General features: G+C 42.8%; 24 protein-coding genes. 23 read left to right on the forward strand and 1 reads right to left on the reverse strand.

Features of this window, described 5'->3' with window-relative positions:
• Nucleotides 1-26 precede the first annotated feature (26 nt).
• Complete coding sequence (locus PP182_RS09480; RefSeq protein WP_272651009.1) at nt 27-2,573, forward strand: fused MFS/spermidine synthase; 2,547 nt, start codon at nt 27-29, stop codon at nt 2,571-2,573.
• 56 nt (nt 2,574-2,629) lie between these two features.
• Entirely contained in the window at nt 2,630-3,394 is a 765-nt protein-coding gene (locus tag PP182_RS09485; protein ID WP_272651010.1) for a DUF6503 family protein, read from the forward strand.
• Between the two features lie 61 nt (nt 3,395-3,455).
• On the opposite strand, the gene PP182_RS09490 is transcribed toward PP182_RS09485, so the two are convergent.
• Nucleotides 3,456-3,899 (reverse strand): QcrA and Rieske domain-containing protein, encoded by a 444-nt coding sequence (locus PP182_RS09490; protein WP_272651011.1) that lies wholly within the window; start codon nt 3,897-3,899, stop codon nt 3,456-3,458.
• A gap of 270 nt (nt 3,900-4,169) precedes the next feature.
• On the opposite strand from PP182_RS09490, the gene PP182_RS09495 reads away from it, so the two are divergent.
• The 21 genes from PP182_RS09495 (at nt 4,170) to PP182_RS09595 (ending at nt 19,430) form a co-directional block, all read left to right on the forward strand.
• Nucleotides 4,170-4,592: an HYC_CC_PP family protein gene (locus PP182_RS09495; protein ID WP_272651012.1), complete on the forward strand. Its 423-nt coding sequence runs from the start codon at nt 4,170-4,172 to the stop codon at nt 4,590-4,592.
• A 181-nt stretch (nt 4,593-4,773) separates the two neighbouring features.
• Complete coding sequence (locus tag PP182_RS09500) at nt 4,774-5,355, forward strand: helix-turn-helix domain-containing protein (protein WP_272651013.1); 582 nt, start codon at nt 4,774-4,776, stop codon at nt 5,353-5,355.
• A gap of 114 nt (nt 5,356-5,469) precedes the next feature.
• Nucleotides 5,470-5,832 carry a c-type cytochrome gene (locus PP182_RS09505; protein WP_272651014.1) on the forward strand — a complete coding sequence of 121 codons (363 nt, stop codon included), beginning with the start codon at nt 5,470-5,472 and terminating at the stop codon, nt 5,830-5,832.
• Nucleotides 5,832-6,989, forward strand: a complete 1,158-nt coding sequence (locus tag PP182_RS09510; RefSeq protein ID WP_272651015.1) for a hypothetical protein — start codon at nt 5,832-5,834, stop codon at nt 6,987-6,989. The genes PP182_RS09505 and PP182_RS09510 overlap by 1 nt, the downstream gene beginning before the upstream one ends.
• Before the next feature lie 25 nt (nt 6,990-7,014).
• Nucleotides 7,015-7,335 carry a hypothetical protein gene (locus PP182_RS09515; RefSeq protein ID WP_272651016.1) on the forward strand — a complete coding sequence of 107 codons (321 nt, stop codon included), beginning with the start codon at nt 7,015-7,017 and terminating at the stop codon, nt 7,333-7,335.
• Between the two features lie 114 nt (nt 7,336-7,449).
• The gene (locus PP182_RS09520; protein ID WP_272651017.1) at nt 7,450-8,265 is read left to right on the forward strand and encodes a prohibitin family protein; all 816 of its coding nucleotides are present in this window, start codon (nt 7,450-7,452) and stop codon (nt 8,263-8,265) included.
• Between the two features lie 237 nt (nt 8,266-8,502).
• Nucleotides 8,503-8,901: a hypothetical protein gene (locus PP182_RS09525; protein WP_330097987.1), complete on the forward strand. Its 399-nt coding sequence runs from the start codon at nt 8,503-8,505 to the stop codon at nt 8,899-8,901.
• A 32-nt stretch (nt 8,902-8,933) separates the two neighbouring features.
• Entirely contained in the window at nt 8,934-9,200 is a 267-nt protein-coding gene (locus PP182_RS09530) for a hypothetical protein (protein WP_272651019.1), read from the forward strand.
• Between the two features lie 20 nt (nt 9,201-9,220).
• Nucleotides 9,221-9,436: a heavy-metal-associated domain-containing protein gene (locus PP182_RS09535; RefSeq protein ID WP_027066207.1), complete on the forward strand. Its 216-nt coding sequence runs from the start codon at nt 9,221-9,223 to the stop codon at nt 9,434-9,436.
• A gap of 28 nt (nt 9,437-9,464) precedes the next feature.
• Nucleotides 9,465-9,683, forward strand: coding sequence for an SHOCT domain-containing protein (locus PP182_RS09540; RefSeq protein WP_093978458.1), 219 nt, complete (start codon nt 9,465-9,467; stop codon nt 9,681-9,683).
• A 38-nt stretch (nt 9,684-9,721) separates the two neighbouring features.
• The gene (locus PP182_RS09545) at nt 9,722-9,937 is read left to right on the forward strand and encodes an SHOCT domain-containing protein (RefSeq protein ID WP_027066205.1); all 216 of its coding nucleotides are present in this window, start codon (nt 9,722-9,724) and stop codon (nt 9,935-9,937) included.
• A gap of 126 nt (nt 9,938-10,063) precedes the next feature.
• Nucleotides 10,064-10,510 carry a hypothetical protein gene (locus tag PP182_RS09550; protein ID WP_272651020.1) on the forward strand — a complete coding sequence of 149 codons (447 nt, stop codon included), beginning with the start codon at nt 10,064-10,066 and terminating at the stop codon, nt 10,508-10,510.
• Between the two features lie 53 nt (nt 10,511-10,563).
• Nucleotides 10,564-10,839, forward strand: coding sequence for a DUF5676 family membrane protein (locus tag PP182_RS09555; RefSeq protein ID WP_027066203.1), 276 nt, complete (start codon nt 10,564-10,566; stop codon nt 10,837-10,839).
• An 8-nt stretch (nt 10,840-10,847) separates the two neighbouring features.
• Nucleotides 10,848-12,131 carry a multicopper oxidase family protein gene (locus tag PP182_RS09560; RefSeq protein ID WP_027066202.1) on the forward strand — a complete coding sequence of 428 codons (1,284 nt, stop codon included), beginning with the start codon at nt 10,848-10,850 and terminating at the stop codon, nt 12,129-12,131.
• A gap of 27 nt (nt 12,132-12,158) precedes the next feature.
• Complete coding sequence (locus PP182_RS09565) at nt 12,159-13,313, forward strand: hypothetical protein (RefSeq protein ID WP_027066201.1); 1,155 nt, start codon at nt 12,159-12,161, stop codon at nt 13,311-13,313.
• 4 nt (nt 13,314-13,317) lie between these two features.
• On the forward strand, nt 13,318-14,022 hold the full coding sequence (locus tag PP182_RS09570) for a lycopene cyclase domain-containing protein (RefSeq protein ID WP_272651021.1): 705 nt from the start codon (nt 13,318-13,320) through the stop codon (nt 14,020-14,022).
• Between the two features lie 46 nt (nt 14,023-14,068).
• On the forward strand, nt 14,069-14,539 hold the full coding sequence (locus PP182_RS09575) for a universal stress protein (protein ID WP_272651022.1): 471 nt from the start codon (nt 14,069-14,071) through the stop codon (nt 14,537-14,539).
• 65 nt (nt 14,540-14,604) lie between these two features.
• A complete protein-coding gene (locus PP182_RS09580; RefSeq protein ID WP_272651023.1) occupies nt 14,605-16,017 on the forward strand; it encodes an NAD(P)/FAD-dependent oxidoreductase in 1,413 nt (470 codons plus the stop codon).
• Nucleotides 16,010-17,338, forward strand: coding sequence for a Na+/H+ antiporter NhaA (gene nhaA / locus PP182_RS09585; protein ID WP_272651024.1), 1,329 nt, complete (start codon nt 16,010-16,012; stop codon nt 17,336-17,338). Before PP182_RS09580 ends, nhaA begins: the two co-directional genes overlap by 8 nt.
• Nucleotides 17,339-17,344: 6 nt before the next feature.
• Nucleotides 17,345-18,358 carry a type II glyceraldehyde-3-phosphate dehydrogenase gene (locus PP182_RS09590; protein WP_272651025.1) on the forward strand — a complete coding sequence of 338 codons (1,014 nt, stop codon included), beginning with the start codon at nt 17,345-17,347 and terminating at the stop codon, nt 18,356-18,358.
• 10 nt (nt 18,359-18,368) lie between these two features.
• Nucleotides 18,369-19,430 (forward strand): class I fructose-bisphosphate aldolase, encoded by a 1,062-nt coding sequence (locus PP182_RS09595; RefSeq protein WP_272651026.1) that lies wholly within the window; start codon nt 18,369-18,371, stop codon nt 19,428-19,430.
• Nucleotides 19,431-19,432: the final 2 nt, after the last annotated feature.

Genomic DNA, 19,432 nt, shown 5'->3' on the forward strand with positions numbered 1-19,432 from the left:
TACCACATTATCAACAACCATTTTTTATGAAAGATAAGTTTATGTTTCCACAATTTGAACGCTCGGGAAACTTCACTTTTTTGTATGCTTTGTTTTTTCTGTCCGGTACAGCCGGTCTAATATTTCAGGTGGTCTGGATGTACCGCTTAGGGCTAGTATTCGGAAACGCCGCGTACGCAACGGCGGCAACATTGTCAGTTTTTTTTCTTGGGCTCGCAATTGGGGGAAGGTTTTTTGGCAATATCGGCGCTCGTTTGAAGAGACCGTTTCGTGTATATGGGGTTATGGAGTTAGGCATTGCATTAACTGCCTTTTTGATACTACCAGGTCTTGATTTATATGAAATGTACTATGTCGAGGTCGTATCCTTTTTGGGCGGTTCAAAAAGTGCCCTTTTACTGGCGAAATTCTTTTTTGGTGCTTTATTGCTTTTGCCTCCAACGTTTCTTATGGGCGGTACTTTTCCAATATTGGCACAGTACATCGGTAAAAATCGCAGGTACCTCGAAAGGCGCGGAACCATTCTATATGCAGTGAATACATTGGGAGCAGCACTTGGAGCTTTTTTTACAGGGTTTTACCTGATCAGGGAATACGGGGTAAGCTCAACCTATGGCCTTGCATTGATACTGGCAGCTTCCGTAGGTGTTCTTGCAATTGTTCTTGATAAATTCCTGGTGTCTTATTCCGTTGCGCCCAGGGTGGCCAAGGTAAAGCCAAAACCCAAAAAAAATACCGAACGTTCGACCAAGTTAAGTTATACCCAGTTTGCCGTGGTGGCTTTTTTTTCAGGAGTATTGGCACTATCGGCCGAAACCTTATGGACCAGGATGTTCGCTCAAGTACTACAAAATTCGGTGTACTCGTTCTCCGTGATTTTGGTGGTATTTCTTTTGGCTTTGGCATTGGGAGGGTTCGTCGCACATCTGCTTGTTAGGTCAAGGATGCCCTCAAAAAGAGCCTTGGCCCTACTCTTGTCCGTATCGGCCATTTTAATAGGGGTTTCCCCGAATGTTTTCAATATCGCTACAAACGGTCTTGGGTATTTGGCAATGGGCGCATCTTGGTACGCCTATATATGGGCCGTTTTTAAACTGGCCTTTTTAGTGGTCTTGCCGCCAACATTTGTTCTGGGCGCGGTGTTTCCATTCTTGCTCAGAGCAGCTCCCATGATAGATAAGCCGTCTGGACGGATTGTGGGCAGGTTGGTACTTTTCAATTCTACAGGTAGCTTTGTCGGCCCAGTGCTATCAGGTTTCGTTCTACTCGACACTTTAGGCCTTTGGGACAGTATAAAAATCGTTGCTGTTTCTTACGGGATCTTGGCCATTATGGCCTCCCTATCGTTTTATGGGCGAAAGAAAATTGGTTGGGCCTTGGCGCCAATTGTTATAATTATGGGGATAATTGTTCTGAAAAATCCACCAATAGTACGCTTGGATGCTGATGGAACCTTATTGGATTCCTGGCAATCGAGCGATGGTGTAGTTTCCATCGTGCAATTACCAAAGAATATTCAGATGCGCATGGATAACTTTTATGTTCTCGGGGATTCCGGCTCGCTGTTGGTCGAACAAATGCAGGCCCACATTCCGTTACTTATCCATCCGGCACCAAAAAAAGTAGTTTTCTTGGGCATGGGAACCGGTATTACTGCGGGGGCTGCCCTCCACCATGAGGTAGAAAAGGTTGTGGCGGTAGAGTTGGTATCCAATGTAATTCCGGCCGCACAGCGCTATTTTGCCCCTTGGACCAACGGACTTTTTAATGACAAACGCGTAACCATTGTTGCCGACGATGCCCGAAACTATCTTTTGGGCACGCACGAGCAATTCGATGTTATTGTTGGTGATCTTTTTACCCCATGGCACGCAGGTACCGGAAGCCTTTACACCCTTGAACATTTTAAAGAGGCGAAAAAGCGGTTATCCCCGGGAGGGATTTTTGCACAGTGGTTACCAATGTACCAACTCACTTCCGAAAACTTCGATATCATTGCCGCTACGTTCGCTTCGGTTTTCCCCCAAGTGACCCTATGGAGGGCCGATTTTTCCGGAACAAGGGCAAGTATCGTGCTTATTGGCCAAGAGACAGGTACGCCGCTGGACGAAAACATCCTTAGGCAAAATAGTGTCCATGTCGTTGGAGGGCAAGGCAGTTCGACCAAAGACGATCATATGGCTGGCCTGTTCTATATAGGGAACTTGGATGCCGTACGAAATCGTTTATCTGGAATTCGCCCGAACACCGATGACAAAAGATCGGTCGAATTCGAAGCCCCCATTTTATCGCAGCAGGCCAATGCCGGGCGTGCCAATTATATTGTTGGAACAGAATTGCAAAACTTTCTCAAAGAACTGGCCGGCAATCTCCCCCCGGAAGAGGATCCCTATCTTTCGAACCTGCCACCTGATGAAATTCGGTACGTAAAAGTAGGTTCGCTCTATCATCGTTATATTCAGCTTATAAATGCGGGGAAAGACAAAGAAGCAAAAATGGTACTTGAACGGATACAGCTTCTGGCGCCCGACTTCTTGAAAAAGAAAACCGGATCCATTGACGAAACAGAATAACAAAGTATCTAAAAACATCAAATATTTTAAAAAACTTTAGAACAATCAAAGAACATATGAAACTATTAAATCACAAACCTTTTTCGTTTTCTATCCCGATAATACTGCTCATGTTGCATTTTAATCCCTTAGTAGCGCAAGAAAGCGTCGTAGACAAAGCCATTGAGGTATCGGGTATGGAAAAAATGAAAAATGCGGAGGCTTCCTTTACCTTCCGTAAACATACCTATAGTTACCAACGCCAAAACGGACAATTTACCTATATAAGAATCGGTAAGAACAAGCACGGCGGCTTGGTTAGGGATGTATTTACCAATAAAGGGTTTATCCGTTATATTGACGATACCGTGGCACCTATAACGGAGGAAAGAAAAAATGCCTATACAAATTCAGTCAATTCCGTAATGTACTTTGCATTTCTTCCCTTGTGGCTAAAAGACCAAGCCGTTGTTCTAGAGAATAAGGGCACCACCTCTATCAAAGGAAAAGAATACCATAAGATCCGCGTAATCTTTAAGAAGGAAGGCGGTGGCGTTGATTATGAAGATGTGTTCCTTTACTGGTTCGATGTTGAGGATTATAGTATGGACTACTTGGCCTATACATATTTTACCGGTAAAGGAGGGATGCGGTTTCGCGAGGCATATAATCAACGTACCGTTAACGGAGTTACCGTGCAGGATTATCGGAACTTGCAACCGAAAATAAAAGATGGAGTTCCTTTCGAACAAATTGAAAAAGCCTTTGAAAATGGAAAACTGGAAGAGCTTTCCATTATAGAATTAAAAAATGTGAAAATCTCAACACTGCCCAAAATTTAGATTTGGTATGTCTAGCTGTTTTTCCAAAGGTAAGACCTATTACTCTCGAAAATGGATCTATCTATTCAAACACGCGCAGTATATTTCCGGTAAGCTCCGTATTGAATATTTTTAGCGGATTACTTGTGATGCTGTTTAACGGTTTTCCCGTCTGGTCAAACCGTGCACCATGCGTAGAACAGTAATAGATGCCCCCATCATTCGAAATAAATCGCACTTCCTCAGTCTGTTGATGGCTACAGATTTGGCTGGCCGCTACATACTGCCCCTCCAAGTTTTTGGCCACTACTACAAATTCCTTTAAAATAAATCCCCCGTTGTTCTGTAATGCTTCCCCTTCCTGAGCGTCAAGGTCAATGGTAAAATCAATTCCAGTAGGTATAGGTCTCATATCCTCCGGGGCAACATCTCCGTTGCCATCTTTCGAACAACCATGGACACAAGGAAAAACTATGGCGAATGCCGCACCGGCACCCAGACTTCGTAAAAATTGCTTTCTTTCCATAACAGATATGTTTATTAAGAAATGAACGACTTTATTGGAAAAATAGTATTAGTCAATACGTCGCTATTAATTATTAGGTCGTTTTCACCGTTCACGGAATTTTTCTTACAAACATGACGATCGTCATGTTTTTGTTTAAACCCTTCATTTATATTTGGACAGATAATTAGCTAAAAAAATAATATAAATTACTTATTTTTAGTACTTTAAGCATCTAAAATATAAATAGGTCATTTTAAAACTTTAAACGTTTTTGACTAACTTTAGAACATGAAACGCTTTTTTCACAAAATATTAGCCTTCACATTGACCCTCGCGGTGCTTTTTTCCACTACCGCGTTTACAGCTGATATGCACTTTTGTTGTGATAAATTGGTGGATCTTGCTGTTTTCAGTAAAGTGAAATCTTGCAATGAAAAAGTTAAGCAACAAGATGAAAAACCTACCAAAGAATGTTCCCTAGGTCAAAAGGGTTGTTGTAGCAACCAAACCTTTGTAAAGCAAGGGGAGGACAATCTAAAATCGGTTTCCTTCGAACTAGATGCCAACAACGTAATTTTCTTAAAAGTATTTTTCTACTCCTATGTAAATTTATTTCAAGGACTTGAACTCAAAACAGTTCCCTTTATTAACTATGATCCTCCCTGGATCGAGAAGGACATACTGGTACTTCACGAAACTTTCTTGATTTGATTTTTTATTTAAGCAGATTATTGTAAGAATAATCTGTGCTTCCCAATGGCCAACAGCCCATTGTTGGTTATCTACTGTCGCGCCTATTTTCTAGCGACAACCTTTTTCGACCTGTATTTTATCAGAGAATCAATCCTCTGACAGCTTTATTGTTCAGTTAGTAACATTAACAATTTCATACATGGAATCCACTAGAATTTATTGGATCATGAATATGGTATGTAGACGGTGTCTGAAGGTCATAAAACATGAGCTTGAAGAAATCAATATTGAGGTGCTTTCCCTTGAATTAGGAAAGCTGACGGTACGTTCAATCAAAAAGATTGATAAAGAAATCGATAGTAAAGTCACTGATGTACTTCACTCCAATGGTTTTGAGATTGCACAAAGCGAGGAGGAAATGTTGGTCGAGGAAGTAAAGATAACACTCATAGCTCTTATTAAGGAGTTGCCAATGCATTTAAAGGAAAAGACCTCGGAACATTTGGCATCGACCTTACATCGTGATTATAAGATTTTGAGCAAACTGTTTTCCAAAAAAGAGCATACCACAATTGAAAAGTATTTTATAAAACTAAAGATCGAAAGGGTCAAAGAACTGATACAACTTCAACAATATACCTTTTCGGATATAGCATATATGCTGGACTATAGTAGTGTAAACCATCTGTCGAGGCAGTTTAAGAACATCACGGGTATAAGCATGACGGATTATAAGAATGCCGAAGGCTGGGAGCGCCAATTCTATGACGAAATTATATAGATAAGAAAGAAAATTATGCAGACGAACACTTTCAATAAAAAATAGATTTGTTAACAACTTAATACCAATAATATGAAAAACAAAAAATTCTTACCAAGCATGACCGTACTGGCGGTGATATGTTTCCTGTTCGTGGGATTCAATACCCATGCACAGGAAAAATGGGTGGCACCCGCGAGTGCTGACAAGATTGTAAACCCACTTAAAGGAGATGCCAATGCCGCTGCATCGGGCAAAAGAACCTATAAGATGCTGTGTGTCGTGTGCCACGGTGCCAAGGGCAAAGGCGATGGTGTAGGAGGCGCGGGCCTCACACCTAAACCAACCGATTTTACCAGTGCCGAAGTCCAGGCCCAGACAGATGGGGCCCTGTTCTGGAAATTGGAAGAAGGCCGCTCACCGATGGCCTCTTATAAAACTGCCATCCCTGAGAAAAAACGCTGGGAAATTATTAACTACATAAGAACCCTTAAGTAATGAAAAAGCTACTAGTATTACTAATCGCAGTTGTTTTTGGCGGTCAGATGTACGGCCAAACATACAACACTTTTGAACCGAGCAAGACCCAGTTTATGATAAGGGGCTACGGCCATACTGGATTTGAATATATGGACTCTGGGGATGAAACCGAATCTACATTCTTAGGCTTAGCCTATGCCCCAATTTTTCTTTATAAACATTCGGACAGGCTGATGTTCGAGGCCGAACTTGAGTTTGTGCTTGAAGGAAATCAACTGGAGACCGGTTTAGAGTATGCCGATGTCATGTACGTACTCAATAAGAACATCACGGCACGGGCAGGGAAGTTTCTATTGCCCTTCGGTACTTTTATGGAGCGATTGCATCCCGCTTGGATCAACCGTCTGCCCAATGCTCCTTTAGGGTACGGGCATGATGGCATTGCACCCTCTTCAGGAATCGGAGTAGAGCTTAGGGGAGCCTTCGACTTGGGCGGTCCAACATTGAATTATTCGGTCTATGCCACAAACGGCCCAAGGCTAAATGACGGAAGCGATGAACCGGAGGAAGCTGGCATCCTTAGGTTTGAAAATTACGAAGATACCAACCTCGCCAAAGCTTATGGAGGTCGCTTGGGATTATTACCCTTTTCCGATTCTTCCACGGAGATTGGTTTTTCTGCCTATTCTACAAGTGACACGGGGGAACAGGACTCGGAATATGAGGATGTCGGGGCATTTTTGTTCGCCTTGGATTTTTCTTTCGTAAAGCAAATTTCCGGGCTTGGTGGCGTTGTGGATGTCAAGGCCCAATACAACAATTCAAACGTGGATACGGCCACTTATTTTGAGATAGTGGATGGTATAGAGGAAGAATATTCCTTTGACAATCAAAGTAACTCCTTCTACGGCCAGCTAAGTTACCGGCCCACTATGGCAAGCAGCGATTTTGTCAAAAAACTGGAGTTTGTGGGCAGATATTCGGACTTTAATGCTCCGGAAGGCGCGGAATGGGAAGAGAAATCGGTCCAGTACGCCTTCGGTCTAAATTATTGGCTGAGCTGGAGATCTGTGGTCAAACTAAGTTACCAGACTACAGAAACGGAAGGTGGTCATGACGGAGATGGTTTAACCAACACGGATGGCCTGTTTGTGCATTGGGCCATAGGATTCTAAAAACATTCATTTAAAAATAGAAAACATGAAAACAATATATAAAACAGTAATAGGAGTCATAGTAATGACAATTGTGGGCATTACGGCCGTGGCCTGTTCTTCCACAAAGAAGGGCTATACCGATGTTCCGGATACGGCCACCGCAGCAGCGAAGGAAGAATTCAAGATCGAAAAATCGGGAGCCCAAATGTGGGGAGAAACCTGTAATCGATGCCACATAGCACCGTCCCCTGCGGATTATAACGATACGGATTGGGAGACCATCAGCCTTCACATGAGGGTCAGGGCCAACCTTACTGAGAACGAAAGCAAGAAGATAGAGGAGTTTTTAAAATCGGCCAATTAAAATGGCCATAAACACTCCAATAGTTGCTTTTATAATACAGCAATAGAGGCAAAATAATGCCCGATTCCAAAAATGGAACAACGCAAAACAGTACTAATTTAAATTATTATGAATATGGAAAAATTACCAAAAATTGCGTTACCAGCAATAATTATTTTTATTGTACTGGTTGTTTTAATCGCAAAATCTGCAGTGACGATTGGATCGGGGGAAGCCGGGGTACTCTACAAAACCTTTGGGGGCGGAGTGGTTACGGATCAGCCGCCTTTGGGCGAGGGTTTTCATATCGTAGCACCTTGGAACAAGGTTTTTGTATATGAGGTTAGACAGCAAGAAGTTTTTGAAAAAATGCAGGTCCTCTCTTCCAACGGATTGGAGATAAAACTGGACGCCTCCGCATGGTTTGAACCAAAGAGAGAATTTTTAGGAAAACTTCATCAAGAAAAGGGTACGGAATACGTTAACCGTGTACTACTGCCCACAATAAGATCCGCAGCAAGAAGCGTTGTGGGGCGCTATACCCCGGAGCAATTATATTCCAGTAAACGAGATGCAATACAGGCAGAGATTTATGAAGAGACCAAAAAAATCGTTGACGGACAGTACATTCAGCTCAATGAGATACTAGTGCGAGATGTTACTTTGCCAGGCACCATAAAAGAAGCTATAGAGCGTAAGCTTAAACAAGAACAAGAGTCGTTGGAATATGAGTTTCGTTTGGTTACCGCCAAAAAGGAAGCGGAAAAAGTAACCATTGAAGCACAAGGAAAGGCGGATGCGAATAAAATTTTAAGCGCTTCCCTGACCGATAAGATATTACAGGACAAGGGTATCGATGCAACATTGGAACTAGCGAAGTCGCCTAACTCAAAAGTAGTCGTAGTCGGTGGTGGCGATTCCGGACTACCGCTGATATTGGGTAATAATTGATTTTTTGTTCAGCACAATGGGACAAAAAGTTGAAGTGAACCCATTTAAAATTTTTGGATCGAAGCGAAAATCAGGGCACAAAATGTGCCTCTGAAACTTCGGAAGTAAGTAAAGGATAAAATTAAAACGAATCGAGTAAATCTTAAATTAAATACAATGAAAACAGCAACACTAATTTTTTTGACGATCGGGTTGTTTGCCTTAAACGGTTGCAACCAGAAAACTGATGTTAACGCAATGCTCGACAACTCCGAGACACGTAGTGAAATTTTTGATGCCATTACGAACAATCACGCATACATGACCGGCCTTATGGAAAACATGCAAGAGAGCGATCATGCAATGCAAATGATGCAGGGCAACCATAAAATGATGGGCGGCATGATGAAAGGCGATGGTATGCAAATGATGATGAAAGACAGTACGATGATGAAGAACATGATGCAATCCATGATGAAAGATGGTAAGATGATGGGAAATATGATGAAAATGATGCATGAAAAAGGCATGATGAGCGAGGATTGTATGGAGTCCTGTAAACAGATGATGGGAGAAAAAGGCATGGACATGATGGGAATGATGGATGATGACATCAAAATGAAATCATCTGAAGATGACCATTCCGAACACCACTAAAAACATAAAATTATAACGTAAATACAGCAATAATGAAAAGTCATTGGATATGGATGGTTATCGGTTGTGGGTTGCCCCTACTACTGATATTTTTTGCCCCGGCATTGGGGATTACGGGGTATAATGGGCTTTTTGCCTTTATAATCGTGATGTTCGTATTACATCTATTTATGCCGCATGGCTCACATGGTCGCAGTGGCCATAACCATGCCGGCCATAGCGATAAGAAGCAAGGAGAAAGTAAAGAAGAAGTGCTAGATGGGGACAAAAAAGGACATGAAGGGCATCGACATCATTAAAAAACAGTAAAACTTGGACAATGAAACGCAAATTTCAAATCGAAGGGATAAGCTGTGGCGGATGTGTGACAAGGGTCAAAAGAGCTTTGGAAGAACATCCAGCAGTAGAGAAAGCACAGATTTTCTTGCAGCCGAAAGGTGCCACTATTATCAGCATGAAGGACGAACTTTCAGTAGATGAGTTACAAGAGCAACTCAATAAACTTGAAGGCTATACCATAACGGAAATCAATTAAAATAATAATAACCTTTAAATCTAATAGTATGTTTTACAGAGACGGAGTTTTTTGGGGCATGCACCTTATATGGTGGGCCATATGGTTTGTATTGCTGGGCTGGATTTTCTTTGCCCCGTCCAGTTCATCCTATGATGAAATTGAAGACGATGACCCACTCACGTCACTCAAAAGGCGGTTTGCCAAAGGAGAGATTACCAAGAGTGAATATGAAGAATCAAAGAAGCTTTTAAAATCGGACGGATAGTCCACAAAAACAAGTATTAACAACTAAAATTCAAAACTATGCACTTTTTCGACGGACATTACGGCGGTATGCACTTTATATGGTGGATCGTATGGTTCATCCTATTGATATGGGTCTTTTTTGTGCCCTACGACCTTCCCTATACCAAAAACAGGAAAGAAGACCCACTACGTATTCTTAAAAAGCGATTTGCCAAAGGCGAGATCACGAAAGAGGAATACGAGGAATCCAAGAAACTTTTAAAATCTGAATAAGGAGTAAACTACCTCGGGGCAAGCCCACGAGGCATTTAACGGAAAAAACATTTGATTTCGAGGCAAGCCTCGGAGTATTTAAATCTCGATTATCGAATAAAATTTTAACACTTAAAACAAAATGAAATGAAAACAAAAATCAAAATGGCAGCGGGTCTGATTCTGGCCATTTTTATACTATCGGCCTGTTCGCAAAAACAAGAGAGTACCATAAAGGACCAACTCAAGGATCAGTCCCAACAAGAGGAAGTCTTGGCATTCATAGCCGAGAACCATGAATTGGGCCAAAAATTTATTGCAAAGATGATGGATAATGACCATGCCACGGGCATGATGGTGGACGAACTCGTAAACGCAGCGGCAAACGATACCATTCTCGCTGATAAACTTAGCGATATGATTACCAGATACCCTGAGCTTATGTTGCTAACCACCCACCATTTTATGCCGGTCATCGCCAACGACAGTCTTTTGAGCGACACCTTTTGTGACCATACCTTGGAGCACGAGAATTTGGAAATGACGATGCACGAGAAGATGGAGTACAGAAAGAGTCTAGAGCAAAATCACTAGTTGCCACTTAGGATGGAACTAGTTGTAAAAACTATTAACACAAAACAATAATCATGAATCGTATCAACGTAAAAAAATTTGGATTTGCCATGGGCTTAACAGGAGCTTTGCTCTATGCAGGCTGTATGATTGTTATGGCAACCGCAGGCCAGGAAGGAAGCATAGCATTTTTTAACAGCCTTTTGCACGGCTTGGATACTACGAGTATCATTAGAATGGATGTTCCCCTTTGGGAAGCCACCATAGGCATCATTCAAACATTTATTGTCGCATGGCTTATAGGTGCCCTTATTGCGGCTTTTTACAATGCACAACTTAAAAGAAGATAAACAAAATTATGGATAGAAGAGATTTTTTGGGAACCGGAGCGGTTTCTTCGGCTGGTATGCTTTTTTTTCCGGGCAACCTATTGGCAACAACTGCCAAGGAACAGAACAAGCAACGTCTTGTACAACCTTTGCCTTACAAAATGGACGGGGGGTGGAAGGAATTTGAACTCTATATAGATATCCATACCCACGAACCGGCACCGGGCTTCGAATACCATACCCTGGCCTTCAACGATATAATTCCCGGTCCAGAGATTAGGGTCAACGCTGGTGACAAGGTACGGGTAAGGTTCACTAACAGAACTGATTTGAACCATACCATTCATTGGCACGGCCTATATGTGCCATGGCGTATGGACGGGGTGCCGTTTGTGACCCAACTACCCGTGATGCCCAAAAATGAATTTATCTATGAATTTGTGGCAGAACCCGAAGGCACACATTTTTATCACTGCCATTGGGGAACGTTGATGCATATGCAGGCGGGCATGTTCGGTAGTGTGATTGTTGAAAATCCTGATGACTCGATAAAAAAGAGGTTTCCTTATGAAAGGGAATATACATTGGTGTATTCCTCACATGATACCAACTATATCCGCGAAGAGATGAACAGTATGTTGGAACGAATGAAACAACGCACCTTTTTGATGAAAGAAGGAAGGTTTACCAGTGAGCAATGGGCGGTTTTCGATAGCAAGGAACAGTTAATGGAGCGCATGGAAAAAGGGTATAAGCCGCCTTATTTGACCAATAGAAGAACAAATTCGGACCTGCCCCAGGCACAATGGTTTACCGTAAACGGAAAGTCGTACCCATCAACACCCTACCTATTTATCAAGTCCGGTGAAAATATCAGGATACGGCTTATTAATGCCGGCGCGGAAACACATCATCTTCATATGCACGGTCATGATTTTTGGATGGTTGCAGATGATGGGGTGCCCATTGAACATCCTTGGAAAAGAAATACGGTGCCGTTGACTCCGGGCAAGACCTTTGATATTATAGTCGAGGGCAAAAACAGGGGCATCTGGACCTTTCATGACCATGATACCCGAAAAGTTACCAATAACGGCTTGTATCCTGGAGGTAATTTGCTGGCCTTGGTCTATGAAGATCTTCCGGAAGAGGAACTCATTATTTCTAAATACTCCGGAAACCCCATGTACAATCCGAATGCCGGAATGACCAATATGGAAGGAATGGAATCCATGGAAAAAGATAAAATGGCACGTATGAACAAAATGATGTTTGGACAGGACAAGCTTCCAAAAATTGCCTTGGACGAGTAATAACCGGATAGAATCAATTATAGCAAAATGAGAAAATTAATATACATAGTACTATTCATTTCTGGTTGGGGATATGCACAGATTACGCCCGAGTTTGAAATAGGCGCAAAAGGGGTGTTTTCCGGAAATCTAATTTTAAACTCGGACGAGTCCAGTGCCGTTTCCGATTTTTCGGATACGCAATTATTAATGGGGCTACAGCAAAAGTTATACAATGATTGGAGGACACAATTTGTACTTGGCCTGCAATTTCCTGATGCAAATTCCAATCTTGGTGAAGTATTCTACAACAACATTTTTGTTCGATTGGAGGATAAAAAGAATGTCGTGAAGGTCGGAAGAACGCTCGCGCAGACCAACTTGAACGAATTTCCTACACTTAGGGATGATGATGCGCAACGTTTTACCTATGCTTTGAACCCCTTTTCAGATGGGGTAAATACCGAGCGTGACCAGTATGCAAATGTGTTGGAATATTCACGTATTTTCAAGCAACGGCTTTTTGTTTCGGTACATGGCGAAAATTTCTACGACAGTAGGGAACCTGATGATTTCAGGTTGAATTCCATGGGATTGACACTCATGTACAGGGTTCCTGAAAACCAGCGATGGAACAGGAACGTTTTGCAGGAAATAGGATTGAGTTTTAATAACTACTTTACCGACAGGCCGGGTTATTCCAACGATTTTGATGCTTCGGTAAAGAACGTATTGTTCAGCACAACGGCCAATCTTAAACCGGATCCCATAAACTTTATCGATTTTAGGTTCCAAGCCATCCAAAATTTTGGATGGGACGAAATAACCCAGCTCGATGACTACTTTGATTATACCCGAACGGAATCGACCACCCTCTTTGGAACCCTTCGTTACCTGAAACAGAAGCTAGAGCGGCCACATTATCAATTTTCTATGGGTGCGGGTTACAAATCCCTATCAAACCTACAAACAGATTCAGATCAATTGTTGTTCATCGCCAACGGATTTTATCGACTTGGGGAAAACTTCGATATAGGGCTGCAATATCGATATACCGAAAATTCAGGTTTTACGGAAAATCTCTTTGGTCAAAACGAGCACAGGGTGCAATTGGCAATTGTCTATTCTTTCAGTAAAATATTCAATAAACAATTTGGTGATAGGGAAGATCTATTGAATTTGGAACACAATTATATCAAATAAATAAATGCAATACGTCTGGTTCATATGGTCCCTAATCATCCTCGCCCTTTGGGCGGTAATCTATCTATTTAAAAAGGATATAAGGATAGAAATGCTCAAAATGAGTTGGATCACCATGCCCTTTGGCCTTACGGAACCCCTGTTCGTACCCGAGTACTGGTTCCCCCCTTCCCTATTCAATCTGGCGGAAAATACGGGGTTCGACATAGAGAGTCTTATTTTTTCCTTTGCCATTGGAGGTATAGGAACGGTGCTGTACAACCTTATTTTTAAAAGAAGGTTTGTTGAAATGCCGCATTCGGAAAGAAGCCACCGGAGGCATTCGCTCCACGTTTACATTCTTTTTGTTCCTGTTCTGATTTTTGCGGCACTAAGCCTTTTTACAGGTCTTAATCATATTTATTGTGGGGTCATCGCCTTGTTTTTCGGAGGACTGGCAACCCTATACTGCCGCCCCGATCTAAAGGGTAAAATCTGGGTCGGTGGTATGCTGTTTACAGTGCTCTACTTTGTCTATTTCGGAAGTATCCTTCCGTTTTACCCCCAATATGTGGAGCTGTACTGGAATCTGGAAAATCTAACGCATATTCTTGTTCTGGGCATCCCCATTGAAGAACTTTTATTCGCCTTCACTTTTGGGATGTACTGGTCAGGGATATATGAACATCTGTATTGGAGAAAAGTAATGAAACCGATAACCATTGATTAATGGTTATTTAATACTAACATAAAGTATCACTTATAAATTAAATGTCATGAAAATACTATTAGCAATAGATGGATCGGAATACAGCAATACAGCGGTGGAAGAACTTTCGAGAATGCCGTTCCCGTCCAATACCGAAGTACGTATCATCTCAGTTTTCGAGAATCCGTTATTGACCGCTCCGGGCGCCGTTCCAATAGGAGGCACTCTTGGCAACTATTATGAAGAAGCCGTGTCAAACGCAAAAAAAATGGCAGAAGACATCGTGCAGAATGCCAGTCAGGTATTGCAAAAGAAGAACGCCGATGTATCCGTTACGACGGATGTTGTGAACGGCCTTCCAAAAATCACGATTCTGGAAGAGGCCGAGGCTATGGGTGCGGAACTGATCGTGGTCGGGTCACATGGCCATGGTGCGTTCAAACGTTTCCTGCTGGGCTCGGTTTCCCAATCCATTTCAGTTCACGCCGATTGCTCGGTATTGATAGTTCGTAAACCCGCTTCAGAAATTGAAAAATGATGGGTTGAGTGCCAATGCTGCTATTGAAAATTAGCATGGATAAAAATGAATACAACAATGTTAACATGAAAAAAGGCAACACGTTGAACACTACTAGAGGAAATACCTGTAAGGTAACAGATTCCATCTGTTTGCCAGACACCAAATTGCCCCGGGCGGTCGTGGTAGGTGGTGGCTTTGCGGGCCTTGCCTTGGTAGAAGGTCTCAAAAAGAAGAACATACAGGTCGTATTGGTGGACAAGAACAATTTCCATCAATTCCAGCCCCTCTTTTATCAAGTGGCCACCAGTGCACTGGAACCCGACAGCATTGTATTCCCTTTCAGAAAACAGATCAGCGGTTACAAGAATGTTCAATTTCGCCTGGCGGAGGTCGAAGAAATACAACCCTCCCGGAATACAGTGGTTACCAACAAGGGCATATTGACCTACGATTATCTCATATTGGCCACGGGAACGGCCACCAACTTTTTCGGACTTGAAAATGTGGAAAAAAATAGTTTGGGGATGAAGGATATCCGCGATTCCCTGAACATCCGCCACATGATGCTGCAAAACCTGGAACAGGCAGCGATTACCTGTGATGATGAAGAACGCGATGCCCTGACCAATTTTGTGATCGTGGGCGGGGGTCCCGCAGGGGTTGAAATGGCAGGGGCCTTGGCAGAGTTTTGCAGGTACATCCTTCCAAAGGACTATCCCGAATATCCCTCTTCAATTATGAAGATCTATTTGGTGGAAGCCATGGACGAACTACTGGGAGCTATGTCCGACAAGGCCTCGGAAAAAACATTGGAGTACCTTAAAAATCTTGATGTTGAAGTTCTATTGAACGAAGCGGTCAGTGATTATGATGGCAAAGTAGTACAGACCAAGAGCGGTAAAATGCTATTGGCAAGAAACCTCGTCTGGACAGCAGGGGTCAAGGGACAATTTCCGAAGGGAATCAGCAAAGAGTCCATAGTAAAAGGGAATCGCTTAAAAACAAACGGGTATTTACAGGTGGACGGACATAAGAACATCTACGCCATTGGAGACATTGCCGCATTGATTTCTGAAGCTACGCCGAAAGGACATCCACAAGTAGCACAGACAGCTATTCAACAAGGAAAATATCTTGCCGAAATGCTGACCGATCTAATCGATGACAAACCATCAAAACAGTTTAAATATAAGGATAAGGGATCGCTGGCCACCGTTGGTAAACGAAAAGCGGTAGCCGATTTGGGCAAGCTGAAGTTTGGGGGATATTTTGCCTGGTTATTATGGTCCGTGGTGCATTTGATGTCCATCAGTGGGTTTAGAAACAAACTGTTGGTAGGCTTTAATTGGGTCATAAGTTATTTTACCTATGAAAAGAGCAATAGGGTCATCATTAGGAATTTCAAACAAGGTTCCCATATAGACCCTCCATCGGATGAACAATTTGGGACATTGGAAAAGTTCGAAAATATGCAAAAAACAAAAATCGATGCTTAAAAACCGAAATAACATAGGCATTCGAAAATTCTTTGGCCATTATGCCAAGGGACTCAACAATAGTGGGGTTGTTCTCTTTGTAACCGTAGTTGTTGCAATGGTCTGGGCAAATTCCCCTTGGAAAGAATTTTATACCGGTCTTATGCAAACTGATATCGGCTTTTACATTGCGGATTTTCGGTTATCGGAACCTTTGCTTTTGTGGATCAATGATGGGTTGATGGCACTGTTCTTTTTGCAGGTCGGGTTAGAGCTTAAACGGGAAATATTGGGAGGCAAACTTTCATCCCCTAAGAATGCTGTATTACCCATAGGAGCGGCAATAGGGGGAATGGTAATCCCCGCCTTCATTTACTATTTGTTCAACGGTTCCGGGGAGGCTTCCCAAGGATGGGGCATTCCAATGGCCACCGATATTGCCTTTTCGTTGGGGGTCCTGGCACTTGTGGGGAAAAGATTGCCCACCGCTCTAAGGGTATTTTTGGTCACATTGGCCATCGTGGACGATTTGGGCGGTGTTCTGGTCATCGCCCTATTTTATACTTCCGGTATTTCGGGAATGGATTTGCTCCACGGGCTGCTCTTCTTCGGACTTCTCATCATAGGAAATTTTGTCGGGGTAAGAAGCACTTGGTTTTATGCTATTATAGGAATAGGAGGCGTGTGGCTGGCCTTCTTTTTTTCCGGGGTGCACCCTACAATTGCAGGAATTCTTACCGCTGTGGCAATTCCGGGTCGGGTAAAAATTAAAGAGGGAACCTTTCTAAAACGTTTGGACGCACTCCATAAAAGATTTCAGGAATCAAAGTCGATCAAAGGCTCCCTTATTTCCAACCAACAGTTGGAAATATTGGAGGATATTAAAACCACAAGTTCAGAAGCCGAGACACCGCTACAAAAACTGGAAAGGGCTTTACACCCTCTGGTCAACTTCATCATTCTTCCTTTGTTCGCCTTGGCAAATGCGGGGATACACCTTCATGGGGATTTGCTGAAGGTACTAACCGGCCCTGTTGGCCTAGGGATTGGTTTGGGGCTGATTTTCGGAAAATTCATTGGTATTGCAGCCTTTTCAAGAATTCTTGTGGCCCTTAAACTTGCCAAACTCCCTGAAAACGTGAGTTGGAATATGATTTATGGGACGGCCTTTTTGGGGGGCATCGGTTTTACCATGTCACTGTTTATTAATGAACTGGCCTTCTCAGATGAATCTTTGATTTTCACTGCAAAAGTAAGCATCCTGTTTGCTTCCCTAATTTCCGGAGTAGTAGGTGCCATACTATTGCATAAAAACAGTAAAAAATTAATAACAATTAAATAAAACAATATGAAAAAAGTAGCAGTAGTAGGATATGGGGTCATCGGGAAAAGAGTGGCCGATGCCGTTAATTTACAAGATGATATGAACCTTGTCGGGGTATGCGACATCATTAGCGATTGGCGCATACAGACCGCCCTGGAAAAAGGTTTTGCGGTATTTGCCGCAACCAAGGAAGCCGATGAGGAAATGCAATCGGCGGGAATATCCGTTGCAGGTTCCATGCAAGAACTCTTGGAACAGGTGGATCTTGTCGTGGATTGTACACCTAAAAAGATTGCGGCAATAAATGTTGAAATCTATAAGAAAAGAGGTATCAAATTCATTGTCCAAGGTGGGGAAAAACATGAAACTACGGGCCATTCCTTTAGTGCCGAGAACAACTATAACTCGGCTTTGAATTTGGATTCGACTAGAGTAGTTTCCTGCAACACCACATCCATTTTAAGAACGTTGACTGCGCTAAAAAGGGCCGATCTGTTGGACTATGCCAGGGGCACTTTGTTAAGACGTGCAACAGACCCTTGGGAAAGCCATTTGGGAGGCATTATGAACACCATGGTTCCCGAGAAGGAAATCCCCAGCCATCAAGGTCCGGATGCCCAAAGTGTAGATCCCGATCTCGATGTAATCACAGCGGCGGTAAAGGTGCCCGAAACCCTGAGCCATATGCATTATTGGAACGTGAAGCTAAAGAAAAAGGCCACTAAAGAAGAAGTACTGGATGCATTTAAAACTTCAAGCCGAATAAAACTGATACACTATGACCAAGGACTGGTTTCCAACAACACCATTAAGGAAATGTATCTGGATATGGGGCGACCTTGGGGCGATATGTACGAAGTGGCCCTGTGGGAAGATATGCTGAAAGTCGTGGGCGACGAACTGTTTTATGCCTATGTGGTGGACAACCAAGCTATCGTAATTCCTGAGACCATTGATGCCATACGGGCATTGACAGGTATCGAAAGTGATGGTCAAAAATCCATCGTCAAAACCAACAAAAGTTTGGGAATCAATTAAAAAAAAGACAATGAAAACATATGAACATATCGTGGAACTCTTAGGGGATAAAGCATCCTACTACCTGGACCACGTGAGCGAGAAAATCACGAAGGACGAATTGCAACTGCCTGAAAAAAATGTGGTGGACAAGGTATTCGTACCCAGTAACCGGAATACACGGGTCCTCGGAAGCCTATCCCAACTTTACGATCACGGAAACCTTTCAGGCACCGGATACCTCAGTATCCTTCCGGTTGATCAAGGCATTGAACATAGCGCGGCTTTTTCCTTCTATAAGAACCCCGATTATTTTGACCCTGAGAACATTATAAAACTTGCTATTGAAGCCGGTTGCAATGGAGTGGCCTCCACCTTTGGGGGTTTGGGTCTTTATGCACGGAAATATGCACACAAAATTCCGTTCATAGTAAAAATAAACCACAACGAGCTCCTCTCTTATCCGAATGCTTATGATCAAACCTTGTTCGGAACGGTCAAGGAGGCTTGGGATATGGGCGCGGTGGCAATCGGGGCGACCATCTATTTTGGATCAAAGGAAAGTAACCGGCAGTTAAAAGAAATCGGCGAAGCATTTTCTGAAGCCCATAGTTTGGGCCTGGCCACCATCTTATGGTGCTACACCCGTAATGACTCCTTTAAAACCGATAAGGAAGACTATCATTCATCGGCCGATCTGACAGCACAGGCAAATCATCTTGGGGCTACCATACAGGCGGATATTATCAAACAAAAATTGCCTACTAACAACTACGGTTTTAAAAACATCCAATTCGGCAAGTATGATGATGCCATGTATGAAACCTTGACTACAGAACACCCCATAGACCTGTGCCGATTACAGGTGGCGAATTGTTATATGGGCAAGATCGGGTTGATCAATTCGGGGGGTGGCTCCAAGGGAGAATCCGACCTGACCGAAGCCATTATTACGGCAATCGTCAATAAACGGGCAGGAGGATCCGGTCTGATTCTGGGAAGAAAGGCTTTTCAGCGACCGTTCAAAGAGGGTGTGGAACTTTTGCACGCGGTACAAGGTGTTTATCTGGAAAAGAAAATAACAATAGCATAACG

It is taken from the genome of Maribacter sp. PR1, from assembly GCF_028464145.1.
In the GTDB taxonomy this organism is placed as follows: domain Bacteria; phylum Bacteroidota; class Bacteroidia; order Flavobacteriales; family Flavobacteriaceae; genus Maribacter.

What these genes read in the sequence shown, in the direction of transcription:
- PP182_RS09480 (WP_272651009.1), top strand. Translation starts at nt 27, where the DNA reads ATGAAAGATAAGTTTATGTTTCCACAATTTGAACGCTCGGGAAACTTC.
- PP182_RS09485 (WP_272651010.1), top strand. Translation starts at nt 2,630, where the DNA reads ATGAAACTATTAAATCACAAACCTTTTTCGTTTTCTATCCCGATAATA.
- PP182_RS09490 (WP_272651011.1), bottom strand. Translation starts at nt 3,899, where the DNA reads ATGGAAAGAAAGCAATTTTTACGAAGTCTGGGTGCCGGTGCGGCATTC.
- PP182_RS09495 (WP_272651012.1), top strand. Translation starts at nt 4,170, where the DNA reads ATGAAACGCTTTTTTCACAAAATATTAGCCTTCACATTGACCCTCGCG.
- PP182_RS09500 (WP_272651013.1), top strand. Translation starts at nt 4,774, where the DNA reads ATGGAATCCACTAGAATTTATTGGATCATGAATATGGTATGTAGACGG.
- PP182_RS09510 (WP_272651015.1), top strand. Translation starts at nt 5,832, where the DNA reads ATGAAAAAGCTACTAGTATTACTAATCGCAGTTGTTTTTGGCGGTCAG.
- PP182_RS09515 (WP_272651016.1), top strand. Translation starts at nt 7,015, where the DNA reads ATGAAAACAATATATAAAACAGTAATAGGAGTCATAGTAATGACAATT.
- PP182_RS09520 (WP_272651017.1), top strand. Translation starts at nt 7,450, where the DNA reads ATGGAAAAATTACCAAAAATTGCGTTACCAGCAATAATTATTTTTATT.
- PP182_RS09525 (WP_330097987.1), top strand. Translation starts at nt 8,503, where the DNA reads ATGCTCGACAACTCCGAGACACGTAGTGAAATTTTTGATGCCATTACG.
- PP182_RS09530 (WP_272651019.1), top strand. Translation starts at nt 8,934, where the DNA reads ATGAAAAGTCATTGGATATGGATGGTTATCGGTTGTGGGTTGCCCCTA.
- PP182_RS09535 (WP_027066207.1), top strand. Translation starts at nt 9,221, where the DNA reads ATGAAACGCAAATTTCAAATCGAAGGGATAAGCTGTGGCGGATGTGTG.
- PP182_RS09540 (WP_093978458.1), top strand. Translation starts at nt 9,465, where the DNA reads ATGTTTTACAGAGACGGAGTTTTTTGGGGCATGCACCTTATATGGTGG.
- PP182_RS09545 (WP_027066205.1), top strand. Translation starts at nt 9,722, where the DNA reads ATGCACTTTTTCGACGGACATTACGGCGGTATGCACTTTATATGGTGG.
- PP182_RS09550 (WP_272651020.1), top strand. Translation starts at nt 10,064, where the DNA reads ATGAAAACAAAAATCAAAATGGCAGCGGGTCTGATTCTGGCCATTTTT.
- PP182_RS09555 (WP_027066203.1), top strand. Translation starts at nt 10,564, where the DNA reads ATGAATCGTATCAACGTAAAAAAATTTGGATTTGCCATGGGCTTAACA.
- PP182_RS09560 (WP_027066202.1), top strand. Translation starts at nt 10,848, where the DNA reads ATGGATAGAAGAGATTTTTTGGGAACCGGAGCGGTTTCTTCGGCTGGT.
- PP182_RS09565 (WP_027066201.1), top strand. Translation starts at nt 12,159, where the DNA reads ATGAGAAAATTAATATACATAGTACTATTCATTTCTGGTTGGGGATAT.
- PP182_RS09570 (WP_272651021.1), top strand. Translation starts at nt 13,318, where the DNA reads ATGCAATACGTCTGGTTCATATGGTCCCTAATCATCCTCGCCCTTTGG.
- PP182_RS09575 (WP_272651022.1), top strand. Translation starts at nt 14,069, where the DNA reads ATGAAAATACTATTAGCAATAGATGGATCGGAATACAGCAATACAGCG.
- PP182_RS09580 (WP_272651023.1), top strand. Translation starts at nt 14,605, where the DNA reads ATGAAAAAAGGCAACACGTTGAACACTACTAGAGGAAATACCTGTAAG.
- nhaA (WP_272651024.1), top strand. Translation starts at nt 16,010, where the DNA reads ATGCTTAAAAACCGAAATAACATAGGCATTCGAAAATTCTTTGGCCAT.
- PP182_RS09590 (WP_272651025.1), top strand. Translation starts at nt 17,345, where the DNA reads ATGAAAAAAGTAGCAGTAGTAGGATATGGGGTCATCGGGAAAAGAGTG.
- PP182_RS09595 (WP_272651026.1), top strand. Translation starts at nt 18,369, where the DNA reads ATGAAAACATATGAACATATCGTGGAACTCTTAGGGGATAAAGCATCC.